We start from the raw sequence: 15,851 nt of genomic DNA, 5'->3' as shown, positions 1-15,851 counted from the left end.
CTCTCCCTATCGAGAAGACACCATGAGCAACGGAATCTTATCCCAGGCTATTGCCAACATGCAGCAGGCAGAAGCCACCATACAGTCCTTTAGCGGGCTCCCCCAGGGCGCCATCAACATTCAGCACAATGTGACCGAGGTCATTGCCAATCTGCTACCCGAGGTGCTGACGATGCAGCAACAGGTGCTGGTCTTCGGTCAACGCCTTGAGGGACAGCTGGAGCAGCAGCTGGCCAACCCCAACGGCCTCACGCCCCAGTCCCTGCAGGACTTCATTAATCTGGTGCAGGATGAGATAACGCCGATCCAGTCTTTGATGGCCCACACCTTGGGGGCAAGCCAAGCCGCCAATAGCCGTATCCTACAGGACAACCTGGACCTGCAGCGGATTGGCGTCGAGCTGCAGGCCACCATCGCCGGGCTGCAGTCAAGCCTGGCGGGAGCCCGCCAAGAGCTGGATGAGCTGAACAAGAAGAAACTTTACCTGCTGGGCCTTGGGCTACTGGGGCTACCCGGCCTGATCGCCATGGCGGTGACCTTGTCGCAAGCCCAGAGCAAGGTGAACAGTCTGGAAGGACAAGTCAGCCAGATAACGGGGCAGATCCAGCGCCAGCAAGGCTTCCTCGGACAAACCAACGCCTTCTCTCAGAACTTCAGCACACTGATAGATCGCCTGACCAAGGTCGGCAACACCATTACCATCCTCGGTGGCGACATAGCCAACGTGGCCCACGATGCTGGCCAGAGGGATCCTGAAGTAGCGCGACTCTTCTTCACTGCTGCACTGATGGAGGTGAAAACGCTGATCAATGATGCCTCCTGACGTACGAATCACATAAAAAGAAAGGAGAGGCCTGGCCTCTCCTTTTTTGTGCGTTCAGCACCGGCTGTTCCGACTGCGGCTTAGTGCAGTTTCAGCGTCGGGCGCAGCACCCGGTTGATGCGGCCCACCAGCATGATGAGGCCAGTCTTGACGTAGCCGTGCAGGGCAACCTGGTGCATCCGATAGAGCGAGATGTACACCATGCGGGCTATGTGGCCTTCCACCATCATGGAGCCACGCATCAGGTTGCCCATCAGGCTGCCCACGGTGGAGAAGCGACTCAAAGAGACCAGCGAACCGTGATCATGATAGAGGTAGGGCTTCATCTCGCCACCCGCCAGCTTGGCCAGGATGTTCTTGCACGCACGGGTCGCCATCTGGTGTGCGGACTGGGCGCGTGGCGGCACGAACTTGCTATTTGGCTGCGGGCAGGCGGCGCAGTCACCGATGACGAAGATGTTCTCGTCACGGCTGGTCTGCAGGGTCTCTTTCACCACCAGCTGGTTGATGCGGTTGGTCTCGAGCCCGGCGATATCCTTCATGAAATCCGGTGCCTTGATGCCGGCAGCCCACACCATCAGATCCGCTTCGATGAGTTCGCCGTCCTTGGTGTGCAACCCTTCGGCGGTGGCTTCGGTGATCATGGTGGCGGTACGCACGTCCACCCCCAGCTTCACCAACTCCTGATGGGCGGCGCCGCTGATGCGCTCCGGCAGCGCCGGCAGTATGCGGGGGCCCGCTTCCACCAGGGTCACCTTCAGGTTGTCGGTGGTGAGGTGCTTGAAACCGTAGGCATAGAGCTGCTCCACCGCGTTGTAGAGCTCGGCGGAGAGCTCGACCCCGGTGGCACCACCGCCGACGATGGCGATCTTCACCTTGTCACCGGGCTGGTATTCGGTGGCGAACTGCAGGAAGCGGTTCATCATGCTGTTGTGGAAGCGGTGTGCCTGGGAGGGACTGTCCAGGAAGATGCAGTGATCCTTGATGCCCTTGGTGTTGAAGTCGTTGGACACGGAACCGATCGCCATCACCAGGATGTCATACGGCACTTCCTGCTCATGCACCACTATGTCGCCGTTCTCGTCGACTATCTTCGCCAGCACGATGCGCTTTTCATCGCGCTTGATGTCGGTGAGGGTGCCCAACTGGAAATCGAAACCGTGGTTTTTGGCATGGGACTGGTAGCTCAGGGCATCGATACCCGCGTCCATGGAGCCGGTGGCCACTTCGTGCAGCAGGGGTTTCCACAGATGGGTACGGTTACGGTCGACCAGGGTGATCCTGGCCTTGTTCTTCTTGCCCAGCTTGCGACCCAGACTGGTGGCCAGCTCCAAACCGCCAGCCCCGCCGCCGACGACAACAATATTGGTCATGGTTAATTACCTCGGTTCCATTAAAGCGAAGGGAGCCATCGGCTCCCTTGATAGTTGAATCCATGACGTGACGAGCAATCAGGCTTCCTTGAAAGCCTTCATCTGTTGCAGGTGATGAGAGATGTTCTTGAACTTGTGAGTCTCTCGCTCATCCCACAGGATGTTGTAATAATTCTTCAATTCACGCTCAATTTCGCCATTATCGCGGATTTCATCCTGAACGGAAAGGATGCAGAGGCAATTTCCTGAATTTTTACTACGAAATTCAGACACACATTTGGTGCCTATATCCTCGTACTCTTCCGGTCTGTCTATCTTGCCCTGCATGGTGATCTCGGGGTGCAGATTGGGATTGAAAATCACCTGCTTGATGCCGCACAAGAAGCCGATCCGCTCGCTCCAGTAGCCTCCCAGCCCCACCCCGCAGATGAGGGGCTTGGGGTCTGTGCTCATGTCGAGCTGCTTCTTCACTTCCTTGAGCAGATGGCTCATGTCATGACGGGGGTGAACCGTGCTGTAGTGCACAAAACGCACATCATCATCGATAAACTGCAACTGCAGCACTTTTTCATGATTACCGGGGCTGGTGGCATCAAAACCATGAAGATAGATGATCATGGACAAGACCTCATAAACTGTGTCGGTTCTATCGAAACTACCCCAGCGGCAGGGCTCTGCGCCACCAAAACATCCCACTTTCTTGCTTTGGATCACGCCTGCGGTTGCGGATGAAACCAGAACCAGGATGCCTTTACCCCCGCACGCGTATCAAAGTGAGAGCCCGCAAGGCAGAAATGATACGCCAGCTACCAATGTGAGAGCCCGCCCCGCAGGCCGGCCAACGATAACCCACCCACAACCTTCCCACCCTGTGATCCCGTCCACAAAACCGCCAGCCAACGTGCCACCGCTAAGCCAATGCGCACGTTTTGTGCAGTACCAACGTCCATGGGTGCGCACCCGGGGTGGCCATCCACGCCGATCCTGCCTGCCCGCGCACAAGGTCTGCGCTCGCATCCCCGTCCAGCCCATAATCCCTGAGCGGGGGGGCCAGCCCCATCTTGCCCGGCCGTACCGCTCGGGCCGCAAGGAGTGATGTATTCATGAACCAGACCAATCCCCCCGGGACGACCACCTGCCGCCCCGTCGATGAAGTGGAACGCATGCTCCCCCCTGGCCAGCTCTTTACCCTGGGTTTGCAACATGTGCTGGTGATGTACGCCGGTGCCGTGGCGGTGCCGCTGGTGATCGGCGGCAGCCTGGGGCTGCCCAAGGCACAGATCTCCTACCTCATCAGCTCTGATCTGTTCTGCTGCGGTATCGTCACCCTGCTGCAGTGTCTGGGGATAGGCCGGTTTGCCGGGATCAGGCTGCCCGTCATCATGTCGGTCACCTTCGCCGCCGTCATGCCCATGCTGGCCATCGGTGCCAACCCGGATCTGGGGCTGACCGGCATCTTCGGTGCCACCATCGCCGCCGGGATCATCTCCACCCTGCTGGTTCCCCTGGTCGGCCGCCTGATGCCACTCTTTCCGACCGTGGTGACAGGTGTGGTCATCACCTCCATCGGGATCAGCATCATGCAGGTGGGGATCGACTGGATGGCGGGGGGCAAGGACAATCCCGAGTACGGCAGCCTGCGCTACATAGGCACCAGCTTCCTGGTGCTCGCCTTCATCTTGCTGGTGACCCGCTTCACCAAAGGCTTTTTCAGCAACATCTCTGTGCTGCTCGGCATACTGTTCGGCTTTGTCATCGCCATCGGCATGGGCGAGGTGAACCTGACCGGCCTCAATGAGGCGGCCTGGTTTGCCCCCATAGTGCCGTTCGCATTTGGCTGGCCCACCTTCGATCCCATCTCCATCGCGACCCTCACCGTCATCATGCTCATCACCTTCATCGAATCCATGGGGATGTTTCTGGCCCTCGGCGACATAGTCGGCCACCCGGCCACTCGGGGCGACATAGTGCGAGGGCTGCGGGTAGACGGCATAGGCACCGTCATCGGCGGCATCTTCAATAGTTTTCCCCACACCTCGTTTTCCCAGAATATCGGGCTGGTCAGCGTGACCGGGGTGTCGAGTCGCTGGGTCTGCGTCATGTCGGGGGGGATACTGCTCGCCTTTGGCCTGATCCCCAAGATGTCACTGATGGTCGCCTCCATTCCCCCCTTTGTGCTCGGTGGCGCCGGCATCGTCATGTTCGGCATGGTGCTGGCCACCGGCATTCGCATCCTGGCGCGGGCCGATTACAACTGCAATCGTCACAACCTCTATATCGTCGCCATCAGCTTAGGGGTCGGCATGATCCCCACCGTCTCCGGCCACTTCTTTCAGCACTTTCCCGCCGTGCTGCAGCCGCTGCTGCACAGCGGTATCCTGCTGGCGACCCTGAGCTCGGTGCTGCTGAATCTCTTCTTCAACGGCTACCAGCCGGATCTCAGCCACCAGCCCAGACCCCTGCTGGTGGGCCCGGTACGGCCAGTCGACCCCCAACCATAAAAAAAGCCGCCGGGCAGATAGACTGCCCGGCGGCACGTTCACCTGCCTGAGTCCCCTTAACCGCAGGTCTGCTCGAAGCGATCCACCGCCGCCGCCACCAGCGCCATGCTGCCCTGCCAGAACGCGGCTTCACGGATATCCTGACCCAGATGTTTTGCCACCAGATCTTCGGCGCTCATACGGCCGGTATCGCGCAACAGGGCGCGATAGGCCTCGGCCACATTCGTTTCCCCCGCCGCCTTGCGGCTCATCAACTGCTGATAGACCCCGAGGCTGAACAGATAACCGAACAGATAGGGGTAGTTGTAAAAGCCGAACCCGGCGATAGAGAAGTGCGCCTTGGCCGCCCAGAACATGGGGTGATAGTGGGTCAGGCTCCCCTCATACCAGCGGCCCCACGCCTCGTCGGTCAGCGCCTTGAGTCGCTCTGCCGACACATAGCCCTGCGCCCGCTCCGCCACCAGCGCCTGCTCGAAATCGAAGCGGGCCGGAATGTTGACCAGGAAGGTGGCAGCGCCATCGGCTTCCGCCCAGGCGATGGCCCGCTGCTCTTCCGGGCTTTGGGCCTTTTCAAACAGGGCGCTGCGCACCAGGGTTTCGGCGAAGATGGAGGCGGTCTCCGCCAGCGTCATGGGGTAACGACGCTGGCTCATCGGCAGATCGCGAATGACCCAGTTGTGCCAGGCGTGACCCAGCTCGTGAGCAAGCGTGATGACGTTGTCCATGGTGCCGGCATAGGTGACAAAGACCCGCGGCTCCACCGGATCGGCAAACTTGGTGCAGTAGGCGCCGGTGCGGCGATTTGGCGTGGGCGCTGCATCAATCCACCCCTTCTCGGCCATCATGCGGGCAAACTCCCCCATCTCGGGATCAAAGCGGGCAAAAGCCCCCTCGATGATTGCGATCGCCTCCTCGAACGGGATGGCGCGGCTGCTGGCGGCCGGGGGCGGTGCAAACAAGTCCTCCGGCCCCGGATCTGTGATGCCAAGCTGCCGGGCCATCAGCCCCAGCGCCCGCTGGCCCAGACCCCGGGCGTGATACGTCTCGGCCATGAGCGTATCCAGGGTGGTGCGCTCGATATGGCTCTGATGGCAGGAGAGATCCAGCGCATCGAGCACACGCTGCTTGCCGCGCTGGCGCGCCAGCTCCAGCCGCCAGCCATTGAGGGCATTGAGGATGGCCGCCACCGTCTCCTGCTCCCCTTCCCAGCCGGCACTGATGGCGTCAAAAGCCTCGCGGCGCAGGGCCCGCACCGGGCTGGAAAGCAGGTTGCTCGCCTCGGCCAGCCCCATCTCGCGGCCGTCAATCACGAGGCGGATCTTGCCCACCAGATCGTTGTAGAGGTTGCCCCAAGCGTGCAGCCCATCGGTGCCAAGCCCAATCACCAGCTGCTCCGCCTCCACCGGCAGGCGCTGATCCTGCAGCCGGCGCTCATGGCGCAGCCGGTACGCCTCCTCCCCCAGCAAGGGGTCCTGCATCAGCCGCTCAAACTCGGGCTCGGGCAGTGCCAGCATCAAGTCTTCCACCGGTGCCAGGGTCTTGAACAGATCGGCGTTGAGGGCGCGGGCACGGGACGCCAGCTGCTTGGCCTGCGGATCCCGCGCATCCTGACTGCCGCGGCATGCGGCCAGAATCGCCACGTTCCAGCCAATGTTGTGAATGTCCCGAGTCCGCAGGCGCACTTCCCGTAAAAAATCGGGCAAGGCATCGGTGCTCTCCAGCATCGGGGCAAGACCGTCGATAAAACCGGCCAGCTCGGCGAGGTTGGCACGGGCCAGGCTCATGTCAGCGTCCAGCTCGGGGCAATCGAGGGCGGGATAGATATGCTGGTTGTGCCACTGTTGTGGGTAAATTCGTTGCTGCATCAAACGCTCGTCATCAATATCTGGGGGCAGAGGCTGCCCGGGGTGAAATGCGCGTGGCCAGGCCGCTGCAGGCCCGCCACGAAAGAAACAGAGGCCGCCGGGGCGACCCCGAACGGCCAGTCTGGTCAGCCAATGCGATCAGAGGAGCCAGCCCGTCACACCAGTCGTTCGAGGCGCTCGACCGCCTCCTCCACATAGCGCAGGCTCTCCTGCCAGAAAGCGGGTTCGCGAATGTCGACTCCCAGGTGTTTCTCCACCAGATCCTCGGCGCTCATGCGGCCCGTGTCGATGAGCAGCGCGCGATAGGCGTGGGCAAACTCGCCCCCGGCCCGCTCCTTCTGGGCATAAAGCCCCAGGCTGAACAGATAGCCGAACAGGTAGGGGTAGTTGTAAAACCCGATATCGGCGATGGAGAAGTGGCCCTTGCTGGCCCAGAACAGCTCGTCGTACTGGCTGAGGGTGTCACCATAGCACTGCTGCTGCGCGGATTTCATCATCTGCCGCAGCTGGCTTGCCCCCACATAGCCCTGCTCCCGCGCCGCCACCAGCGCTCGCTCGAAGGTGAAGCGGGCCGGAACGTCGAGCAGCAGGCTGGCGGCGCGCTCCCCGTCCAGCCAGGCGATGGCCCTGCGCTGCTCCATGTTGTCGGTGGCGGCCAACAGGGCATCACGCACCAGGGCCTCGGCAAACAGAGAGGCGGTCTCGGCCAGCGTCTTGGGGTAGTCGCGCTGCTCCAGCGGCAGGTCCCGCAACAGCCAGCTGTGCCAGGCGTGCCCAAGCTCGTGGGCCAGGGTGATGAGGTTGTCCATGGTGCCCTCGAAGGTGAGAAACACCCGAGGCTCGGGAGGATCGGCATATTCGGTACTGTAGGCACCGCTGCGCCGGTTTGCGCTGGGAGCCGCATCAATCCAGCCCTGCTTGGCCATCATGCGGGCAAAGGCCCCCATTTCGGGGTCAAACCCGGCGAAGGCATCGGCCACCAGGGTCAGCGCCTGCTCGAAGCTGAGCGCGGCTGAGGGCGCGGCGGGCGCCGGAGCATAGAGATCCCAGGGGGCAAAATCGATGATCTGCTGGGCGCTGGCCATGGCGCGCAAGGCTCGCCGTCCCAGCGCTTTGTGGGCGTCAGCCTCGGCCATCAGGGTATCCAGGGTGGTACGCTCGATATGGCTCTGATGACAGGAGACATCCAGCGCATCGAGCCTGTGCACCTTGCCACGCTGGGCGGCGAGTTCGTTACGCCAGCCGTTGATGGCGTTGAGGATGGCGGCCACCGTCTCCTGCTCTGCCTGCCAGGCGGCCTGGATGCCGTGCCAGGCGCTGGCACGGCGCGCCCGATCCGGGTGAGCCAGCAAGTTGTCCGCCTGGGCCAGTCCCATGGGTTCGCCCTCCACCACGGGCCTGAGTCGGCCCACCAGACTGTCGTAGAGATCGCCCCAGCCTTGCAGCCCATCCACCGAGAGCCCCTCGATCAGCTGCTCGCTCTCCAAGGAGAGCCGTTGATCCTGCAGGCGGCGATCATGACGGATGAGGTAGGCCAGCTCGAACAGCTCGGGATCCTGCAACAGGGCCCGCACCTGCCCCTCGGGAGCGCTTGCCCAGAACAGGGTCACCGGTTTGCTGAGCTGGGCCAGAGTCGCCTGCAACTGCTGACCCCGGGAGAGCAGCACCTTGGCCGCCTCGTCGCGACCATCTCGGCTGAGCCGGTTATAGGCATAGGTCTGGCTGTTCCATTCCAGCCGACGCACATCAGTCCAGCAGGATCTGATGGCCCGCAGCAAGTGGCGCAAGGCATTGATGTCGGTGGTCTTGGGCAGTTCATCCAGCAAGCGTTGCAGGCTGTTCAGGGCCTCGCGGGCACGCTGGAAATCGGCGTCGATTGCCGGGCAATCGGGGGCGGCATAGATGTGATCATCCAGCCAAACGGGTGGGTTCATAACTGTCCTTGTTTGTTTGCATCCAGGTCGGGTGGCATCGCCTCTGCGGGCGAGTGCCACTGACGATAGTACGAAGGCGGTCGGCATTTGCCCAGCCCCCATCCAAGTCAGCAAACAGGAGACACAGTGGCCGGTACGAAGGCCTTATCATCGAGCAGGGCAGACGCCACACGCGAGGACCGACCAGAGGGGGGTCCTTATTTCAGGCAAAAGATGGCACAGTGTAACGAGAAGTCGCCCGTAAGGCCGCAACCACACCAGGGTCAATGGACCCTGCTTCACCCCGAGTCATCCCGGCTCAAGGAGTTCCCATGCAACCCTGGCAATCTCTACTCGATTTCTGGTTTGGCGATGACACCGACGACGCCACCCGCGCCCAACGGCAAGCCCCCCTCTGGTGGGGAAAAAGCAGCGCAACCGATGCACTGATCACCCGCCGCTTTGGGGCACTGGCCGAGGCTGCCGCCACTGGCACTCTGGCCCACTGGGCCGAGGTGCCCGTCGGCCGGCTGGCGCTGATCCTGCTGCTGGATCAACTGCCACGCAACATCCATCGCGCCACCCCAGGCGCCTTTGCCCAAGATGCCGGGGCCCGGGATCTCTGCCTCAAAGGCTTGTCGCTGGGGGCAGACAAGGCGCTCTCCCCGCTGGCCCGGGTCTTCTTCTATCTGCCGCTGGAGCACGCCGAATCGCGAGAGCAGCAAGTCCGCAGCGTGACCCTGTTCGAAGCACTGGCAGCAGAGCAGGTCAACACACAGGCGCAGGCCACCTTCGAAGGGTTTGCCGACTTTGCCCGCCGTCATCAGGTGATCATCGAGCGCTTTGGCCGCTTCCCTCACCGCAACGCCATCCTGGGTCGCACCAGCACTGCGGAGGAGGCTGAATTTTTGCAGCAACCGGGCTCCGGCTTCTAGGCTACCCGCAGAGATAAAAAACGGGCCCGATGGGCCCGTTTTGCATGCAGGGAGTGAACAAGGGGCATCACGCCGCTTCTGCCAACTCCTCCTCTTTCTTCTGGTAGGCCTGGGGCGAAAGACCCAGCAGCTCCTGCACCGTGGAGGCGACCGTGATGGAAGAGAGGGTCCCCACCAGGATGCCGGCGAACAGGGTGAAGGCGAAGCCGTAGAGGGCGTCGCCCCCGAACAACAGCAAGGCGCCCACGGTAAAGAGGGTGGTGCCCGAGGTGATCATGGTGCGGCTGAACGTCGCCTTGATCGCCACGTCCGAGCAGTCGTGGATGGAGAGCTTGGTGCGTGAGCTCAAGATGTCCCGCAACCGGTCCGAAATAACGATGCTGTCGTTGAGCGAATAGCCGATCACCGCCATCAGGCCGGCGATCACGTTGAGGTCAAACTCGATGTGGAACAGTGCCAGCAGCCCCAGGGCCACCAGACCGTCGTGCAGCACCGACACCAGGATGCCGATGGCCTGACGCCACTCGAAGCGCACCGCCAGGTAGGCGGAGATGGCGAGCGACGCCACCAGCACCGCCAGCATCCCCTGCTGGAATAGCTCGGCGCCCACCTGAGGGCCGACGATGGTGGTGCGCAGCAGCTCCACCGGCAAGTTGAGCTGTTGACCCAGCATGAGTGCCAGCTCTTCGGCCGGCCAGGGCAGCTCGTGGGGCGGCAGCTTGATGAGCCACTCCCCCGGGATACCGGCGCCGCTCAGCTCGACCGCCCCTGCCAGCGGGGCGCTCAGCAGGGCGTTCAGTTCATGAGCCTCTTTCAGGGTCTGGATGCGAAATTCCAGCAATATGCCGCCAGTGAAGTCGAGCCCGAGCGACAACCCGTTGATGGCCAGCACGGCTATGCTCGCCACTGTCAGCAGCACGGAAATCCACAACCCGATGTAACGCCAGCGGGTCAACCCCATGGCAACGATCATTCTCAACATAGTTTTATCCTCAACAACAGCTGACTCGGGCTTCCCAACCGGAAGCGCGTGGCGCAGGCGCGGAGCAGGCTCGAACGCGCGACGCGATGGCACAAAGTGAATGCAGGGGTCACGATCACACCCTCAGCAGCTTGTCGCTGCACTTGCCCCACAGGGGGTTGATGATGGCGCGGGTGCCCCAGATGCCGGTCACCATGCTGGAGATGAGACCCAGGATCAGGGTGATGGAGAAGCCCTGCAGCGGGCCCGAGCCGATGGAGTAGAGCACCACGGCGCAGATCAGGGTGGTGATGTTGGCATCGAAGATGGTGCGAAACGCCGAGCGATAGCCAAAGTCGATGGCGTTGGCAAGGCTCCCCCCCTCCCGCAGGCGGTCTTTGATCCGCTCAAAGATCAGCACATGGGTATCCACCGCCATGCCGACCGTGAGTACCAGACCGGCGATCCCTGGCAGGGTCAGCACGGCCCCCGGCAGCACGGCCAGCATGCCCACCTGCATCAGCAGGTTGGCGATGAGCGCCGTGATAGCGACCCAGCCGAACTTGCGATACCAGGCCATCATGAACAGCATCATGCCCGCCATGCCGAACGCCAGCGCGGTGAAGCCCGCCTCTATGTTCTGCAAGCCGAGAGTTGGGCCGATTGAGCGCTCTTCCAGGATCTTGAGCGGCGCAGTGAGGGCACCGGCCCGCAGCAGCATGGCCAGCTCTTGCGCCTCAGGCAAACTGCCAATGCCTGTGATGCGGAACTGGTTGCCAAGGGCGGTCTGGATGGTGGCGACGTTGATCACCTCGCTCTGGGCACGCAGCTGGCCCTGGGCGTTGGTCTTGTATTCGGTGAAGACGGTGGCCATCGGTTTGCCCACGTGCTGGCGGCTGAACTGGTTCATCTTGCTGCCACCCAGGCTGTCGAGCACGATATTGACCTGGGGTTGGCCCATCTCGCCCATATTGGCGCGCGCATCGACGATGTGCTCACCAGTCAGCACCGGCTTGCGGGCCAGACCGACCGCCTGACCGCTGCGATCCGCCATGAAAAAGCGGCTGTCGGCCTGGGCCTCGTAGAAGGCCAGCGACGCAGTGGCGCCTATCACTTCCTTGGCTTGCTTGGGATTGTGCACCCCTGGCAGCTCGATGCGGATGCCATCCTGGCCCTGACGCTGGACCGAGGCCTCGACGATGCCAAGCTCGTTGATCCGTTTTTTCAGGATCGACAGGTTCTGGGTCACGGCGTTGTTGGCCAGCAGGGCGCGCTCGGTCTCGCTCATCACCAGTCGCAGCTCGTTGCCGCTGCGATTGAGGATCCACTGATCCTGTCGGGTGCCGGCGGAATCCTTGATGATGTTGAGCCAGGGTGCCTGATCGGCCACCTCGGGCAGTGTGACTCTCACCTCCCCTTCGCTCACCCGGGCCACGTTGGCGCCCCGCAGGCGCGCCTCGCGAAACTGGGTGCGCAGCGTGTCCACCAGGTTTCTGGTCTGGTTGTCCACCACGAAGCTGAGATCGACCCCGATCAGCAGCTGGGAGCCGCCGCGCAAGTCCAGCCCGAGCTTGATGGGGGAAGCGCCGAGCTGGCTGATCCAGGTCGGGGCATTGGAGTAGAACTCCAGGGTCAGGGCCGCGCTGTCATAGCCCTGCTGCTCCAGCAGCTGCTTGGCCCTTTGCTGTTCGGACTGGCTGTTGAACACCAGCTCGACCCGCTCTTTCTGTTGCACCTGTTTGACCGGCACTATCCGGTTGTCGGCCAGCAGGGTGCGCTGCGCCTCGGTCAGGCTGGTCTGGCCGTGCAGGCCGAGGGAAGGCTGCTCACCGAAGAAGGTGGGCAGGGAGTAAAACGCAAAGGTAACCAGCATGAGCAGCAGCAGGGCATACTGCCACATGCTCATGCGATTCAGGGTGGTACGACTCTTTTTGCTCATGGCAAAAGCCTCTGTCAGTAGAAGGCGGCGCGCTCGCCACCCATGGCGGGGGCGGTACGCAAGAAAACATAAATGAGATCAGGGCCCGTTCACGCGCGGTGAGCAGGCTTTACAGGAGACGATGAGGCAGTGCAGCAAGGCCGGACCCCATCGGGATCAGGCGAGGTAACTCTGGGAGAAGCGGTATTGCAGGTGTTGACGTTGCAACCTGTGCCGGTGAATGGTGGCAAAGCAGTCGCGGAAGCTGTTTTTGGGGTAGAAGAGGGCCGCGTAGAGCAGCAGGCCACAGAGCAGCAGCAGGATAGCCTGCTGCGACCAGCTCATGATCAGCTCGTAGACGACGCTGCCGGGCTGGTGATCACTGCGCAGGGAGTGTTCGAGCCGCAGCAGATGATTCTGGTAGGAGCCGACAAACTTGACGACACCGTCGTCGCTGTCGCTGGCGCTGTGGATCACCCGCGCGGTATCGGGCTGATCGCCTGTGCCGACATCATTCATCAGCTGGCCATGCTGGGAAGCGGCCTGAGGCGCGGATGCCTTGAGCCCCTCCACCGAGACGGTAGAGAGCAACAGAGTGAGCGAGATGAGCAGTGTCATCAACGCCAGTTTCACTTTGTCCAACAGGCTCAAAAAGTTAATTCCCGAATAATAGAAAGGGCAAACTACCACAGGCGCCCAACAAGGACAAGGGCGGCAGGGCCATCAAACCTCGCACGGCGCCCTGCCGAAAACAAGACTCACCCCTGCGACATCTGCCTGAAATCGCGGGCATAGCCCTTGAGCAGGGTGTAGAGATGGGCGCGCTGGGAGATGTCCAGCGACTGGCTCAGGGCGCTCAGCCAGTTGACGGTGCGCTGGCGGGACTGATCCGTGTAGCCGGTGAAACGGCCATCCATGAGTCCATCCCCCTGCTGCAACAGGGCGGTGAGCTGGGCGCCGAAGTCCGGGCTCTGGCGCTGCTGCATCAGCCTGTCCAGCTCCTTGGTCCAGGCGCTCTGGAACTCCAGCCAGGGGGCCTGCAACTCGTACTGCCACGCCACCCACTGTGCCACCAGCGGCGCCTGGGCCGGCTTCACCTCCCCAATCCAGAACACCAGCCGCTTGTTCATCCTGTCGGTGAACTCCCTGAGCCGCTCGGCCTTGGGCTGGCGGGCAAAATCCTGCTCCCGCTCGGTCTGCCGGCTGAGCCTGTCCTTCATGAACAGGGCCACCTGCTCCTCGGTCAGGGTACGGGCCAGCCGGACGGCGCGGGGAACCGTGTTCTCCAGGGTGCGAGTCAGGCTCTGCTGGGCCGCCTCCAGATGAAGAGAGACCTGGGCCGGGCTCATGGGGCTCACCACCGCCTTGGCCAGCGCGTCCAGATCATCGGCGTAACGGGGCACCTCATACTGACGGTGCCAGGCCATCAGCCCCTTGACCTCGTTGCCCAGCAGCCGCTTCTGGCTGCGATCCAGCGAGAAGTAGTCATCCAGCTGCCAGACGATGGCCACGTCCAGCCAGTAATAGACCACCCGGGTGGAACAGCCCAGCAACAGCAGGCAGAGCAACAACAGACTCCAGCTGCGGGGCTGACGCCAGGAAAAGGAGGTCACCATGCACTACTCCAACGGTTGACGAGTTAATGATTCATCTCGATCTGATCCTGTCAGGGCCAGCCACTGAAACGTGGGCGATGCGTGTCGAGCCGCCCCTGACAACCCCGCCACCGGCACTACTCCAGCCGTTGACGATTGCTGTCGATCAACGCCTGATAATCGGGCCCGGGGGCTTGCTCGGCCATCAGCAGCGCCCACAGCAGCCCTATGTAGTCGACCCAGGGCAAGAAGGCCTGACTCTGAAAGCCCTTTGCTCCCAGCGCCCCCCCTGCCCGTTCAAGATAGCGCTGTTCCAGTGCCTCTCGCTGGTCGTCGTTCCAGCCGTGGGTGCGCTGTATGCTGGCGACCTCGAAACCGGGATGGCCGGCGGCGCCATACTCCCAGTCGATGACCCAGGGGCGCGACCCCAACAAATTAGCCGGATTGAGATCATGATGGCAAGGGAGCCAGCAATCGGCCGGCTCACGGCTGGCGATCAGCCCCCGCTCCAGCGCAGGCAACCATTCAGGGATCCGGGCCAGGCGGCCGCGATAACCGGCAGCATGAGCCCGCACCGCCATCACCACGGCGGGCACCGGCAGCCGGTGCAGTCGCACCAGCACCTCGGCCAGCAAACGGGGCTGCTCGGCGGATGGCGGGGGCGCCTCGGCCCAGTTGGGTTCATCGCACCAATCCAGCAACATCAGGCCGCTGGCGAGGTCGCTGTGATGGCAGGGCAACGCCAACCCCTGACCGATGGCCCCCCGATAGAGCTGCCACTCGGTTGCCCTGTCGATGCCGAGCCGCGTCGGATCCGGATGACCGAGCCGCAAAAAATGACTGCGCCCCGAGGGGAGGCGCAGTCGATAGTTGCAGTTGGTCAGGCCGCTGGCCAGCGCTTCCAGCCGCCCCGAACACCAGGGGGCCGGCAGGCTGGCCAGTAGCGCGAGCGCCGCCAGATCACCAGCCAAAGGTGGATTTCTTCGCCTGTTTGCGGATCTCCTTCTGATCGGCCCACAGCAGCTCGCCGTTTTGCAGATCCATCAGGTTCATGGTCATTTGGTAGTAGACATTCTTCACCTTGCCATTGTCCTTGACGATGCTGGCGAGGTTGCCATAGATCATGTAACGGGCCCCGGTCTGCTTGCCCAGACGCACCATGGAGGCGGGATCCACCATGCCGCTGCCCTGCTGGTACTCAAGCTGCTGCTTGACCGCCGCCACCTTGCTCATGTCGACGAAACGGAACTTGCCGGACCGCAACAACTTGGTGCGGATGGTGTCGGTGATGGCCTCGGTATCTATGTGCTCCGAGGTCTTGTTGCGGATGGAGTCCATAAACATCACCGGACGACCGCCGGCGGTGATCTCGCTGGTGGCCGGCGAGGCGAGCATGGAGTCCGCCATCTTGTCAGCGATGGCCTGCAGATCCGATGAACCGTAGTCCACTGTCACCGTCTCGGTTTCGGTCGGGTCGCCATAGCTGACAGTGGTGCTGGAACAGCCGCCGAGCAGCAGGGCGCCAGTCAATATCAGCAGGGCATGATTCATTTTCATCAGTAGGATTCCTCAATCACTTCGCGTACATAAATCCGGTATCCCCGGGCGGCCGGGCTCGGCGCCAGGGCTGATAGGGTGCGGCTCTGATAGCCGTGGAGCTGAATAGGGGTCCAGCCGCGCCCATCGCTGGCCACCTCCTGCCCCGCCTCATCATACCAATAGAACAGATATTGCAGCCTGTTATCGCCACGCTGGGTACTGGCCGCAGCCACATTGACCTGCAGCAGGCCATTTTGCTCGCGCCGGCTCAGTTCGGTCAGGGTCACATTGACGTTCTGATGCTGTTCCTGCACGGGTGCCGCCCCCGCCGCGCCATAGAGCGCCACGCCGGACGTATTGGTGGCGCAGCCGGTCAGCAGCATCGCCAGGGCCAAACCGTATGCTTTCATCTTGATCTCCTTCGCCGG

The 15,851-nt window shown here is 62.4% G+C and carries 14 protein-coding genes; 3 read left to right on the top strand and 11 right to left on the bottom strand.

Annotation, left to right across the window (positions count from 1 at the left end; genetic code table 11):
• Positions 1-22: 22 nt before the first annotated feature.
• Entirely contained in the window at positions 23-823 is an 801-nt protein-coding gene (locus tag BN1129_RS11965; protein ID WP_042036785.1) for a hypothetical protein, read from the top strand.
• An 80-nt stretch (positions 824-903) separates the two neighbouring features.
• Here the strand turns inward: BN1129_RS11965 and BN1129_RS11960 are convergent, their stop codons facing one another.
• Both BN1129_RS11960 and ycfP read right to left on the bottom strand, forming a co-directional pair.
• Positions 904-2,196, bottom strand: coding sequence for an NAD(P)/FAD-dependent oxidoreductase (locus tag BN1129_RS11960; RefSeq protein ID WP_042036783.1), 1,293 nt, complete (start codon positions 2,194-2,196; stop codon positions 904-906).
• A gap of 78 nt (positions 2,197-2,274) precedes the next feature.
• On the bottom strand, positions 2,275-2,814 hold the full coding sequence (gene ycfP, locus BN1129_RS11955) for an alpha/beta hydrolase YcfP (RefSeq protein WP_042036781.1): 540 nt from the start codon (positions 2,812-2,814) through the stop codon (positions 2,275-2,277).
• A gap of 485 nt (positions 2,815-3,299) precedes the next feature.
• Here ycfP and BN1129_RS11950 point away from each other — a divergent pair, with 485 nt between their 5' ends.
• Positions 3,300-4,697: a nucleobase:cation symporter-2 family protein gene (locus tag BN1129_RS11950; RefSeq protein WP_042036780.1), complete on the top strand. Its 1,398-nt coding sequence runs from the start codon at positions 3,300-3,302 to the stop codon at positions 4,695-4,697.
• 56 nt (positions 4,698-4,753) lie between these two features.
• Here the strand turns inward: BN1129_RS11950 and BN1129_RS11945 are convergent, their stop codons facing one another.
• Together BN1129_RS11945 and BN1129_RS11940 are read right to left on the bottom strand one after the other, a co-directional pair.
• Entirely contained in the window at positions 4,754-6,562 is a 1,809-nt protein-coding gene (locus BN1129_RS11945) for a M3 family oligoendopeptidase (protein ID WP_042036779.1), read from the bottom strand.
• 155 nt (positions 6,563-6,717) lie between these two features.
• On the bottom strand, positions 6,718-8,496 hold the full coding sequence (locus BN1129_RS11940) for a M3 family oligoendopeptidase (RefSeq protein WP_042036778.1): 1,779 nt from the start codon (positions 8,494-8,496) through the stop codon (positions 6,718-6,720).
• A gap of 311 nt (positions 8,497-8,807) precedes the next feature.
• Here BN1129_RS11940 and BN1129_RS11935 point away from each other — a divergent pair, with 311 nt between their 5' ends.
• Positions 8,808-9,410, top strand: coding sequence for a DUF924 family protein (locus BN1129_RS11935; RefSeq protein ID WP_042036777.1), 603 nt, complete (start codon positions 8,808-8,810; stop codon positions 9,408-9,410).
• Positions 9,411-9,477: 67 nt separating this feature from the next.
• On the opposite strand, the gene secF is transcribed toward BN1129_RS11935, so the two are convergent.
• The 7 genes from secF to BN1129_RS11900 all read right to left on the bottom strand — a co-directional run bounded on the left by secF (position 9,478) and on the right by BN1129_RS11900 (position 15,833).
• Positions 9,478-10,392 carry a protein translocase subunit SecF gene (gene secF, locus BN1129_RS11930; RefSeq protein ID WP_181364867.1) on the bottom strand — a complete coding sequence of 305 codons (915 nt, stop codon included), beginning with the start codon at positions 10,390-10,392 and terminating at the stop codon, positions 9,478-9,480.
• A 115-nt stretch (positions 10,393-10,507) separates the two neighbouring features.
• Positions 10,508-12,310, bottom strand: coding sequence for a protein translocase subunit SecD (gene secD, locus BN1129_RS11925; protein ID WP_042036775.1), 1,803 nt, complete (start codon positions 12,308-12,310; stop codon positions 10,508-10,510).
• Between the two features lie 156 nt (positions 12,311-12,466).
• Entirely contained in the window at positions 12,467-12,940 is a 474-nt protein-coding gene (locus BN1129_RS11920; RefSeq protein ID WP_042036774.1) for a hypothetical protein, read from the bottom strand.
• A gap of 107 nt (positions 12,941-13,047) precedes the next feature.
• On the bottom strand, positions 13,048-13,905 hold the full coding sequence (locus BN1129_RS11915) for a DUF6279 family lipoprotein (protein WP_042036773.1): 858 nt from the start codon (positions 13,903-13,905) through the stop codon (positions 13,048-13,050).
• A 116-nt stretch (positions 13,906-14,021) separates the two neighbouring features.
• Positions 14,022-14,855: a phosphotransferase gene (locus tag BN1129_RS11910; protein WP_042036771.1), complete on the bottom strand. Its 834-nt coding sequence runs from the start codon at positions 14,853-14,855 to the stop codon at positions 14,022-14,024.
• Positions 14,845-15,441 (bottom strand): penicillin-binding protein activator LpoB, encoded by a 597-nt coding sequence (gene lpoB / locus BN1129_RS11905; protein WP_042036769.1) that lies wholly within the window; start codon positions 15,439-15,441, stop codon positions 14,845-14,847. Before lpoB ends, BN1129_RS11910 begins: the two co-directional genes overlap by 11 nt.
• Positions 15,441-15,833, bottom strand: a complete 393-nt coding sequence (locus tag BN1129_RS11900; protein ID WP_042036812.1) for a YcfL family putative periplasmic lipoprotein — start codon at positions 15,831-15,833, stop codon at positions 15,441-15,443. Before BN1129_RS11900 ends, lpoB begins: the two co-directional genes overlap by 1 nt.
• Positions 15,834-15,851: the final 18 nt, after the last annotated feature.

The organism is Aeromonas popoffii (assembly GCF_000820025.1).
In the GTDB taxonomy this organism is placed as follows: Bacteria; Pseudomonadota; Gammaproteobacteria; order Enterobacterales; family Aeromonadaceae; genus Aeromonas; species Aeromonas popoffii.
This window is presented reverse-complemented; position numbering and strand designations above follow the sequence as displayed.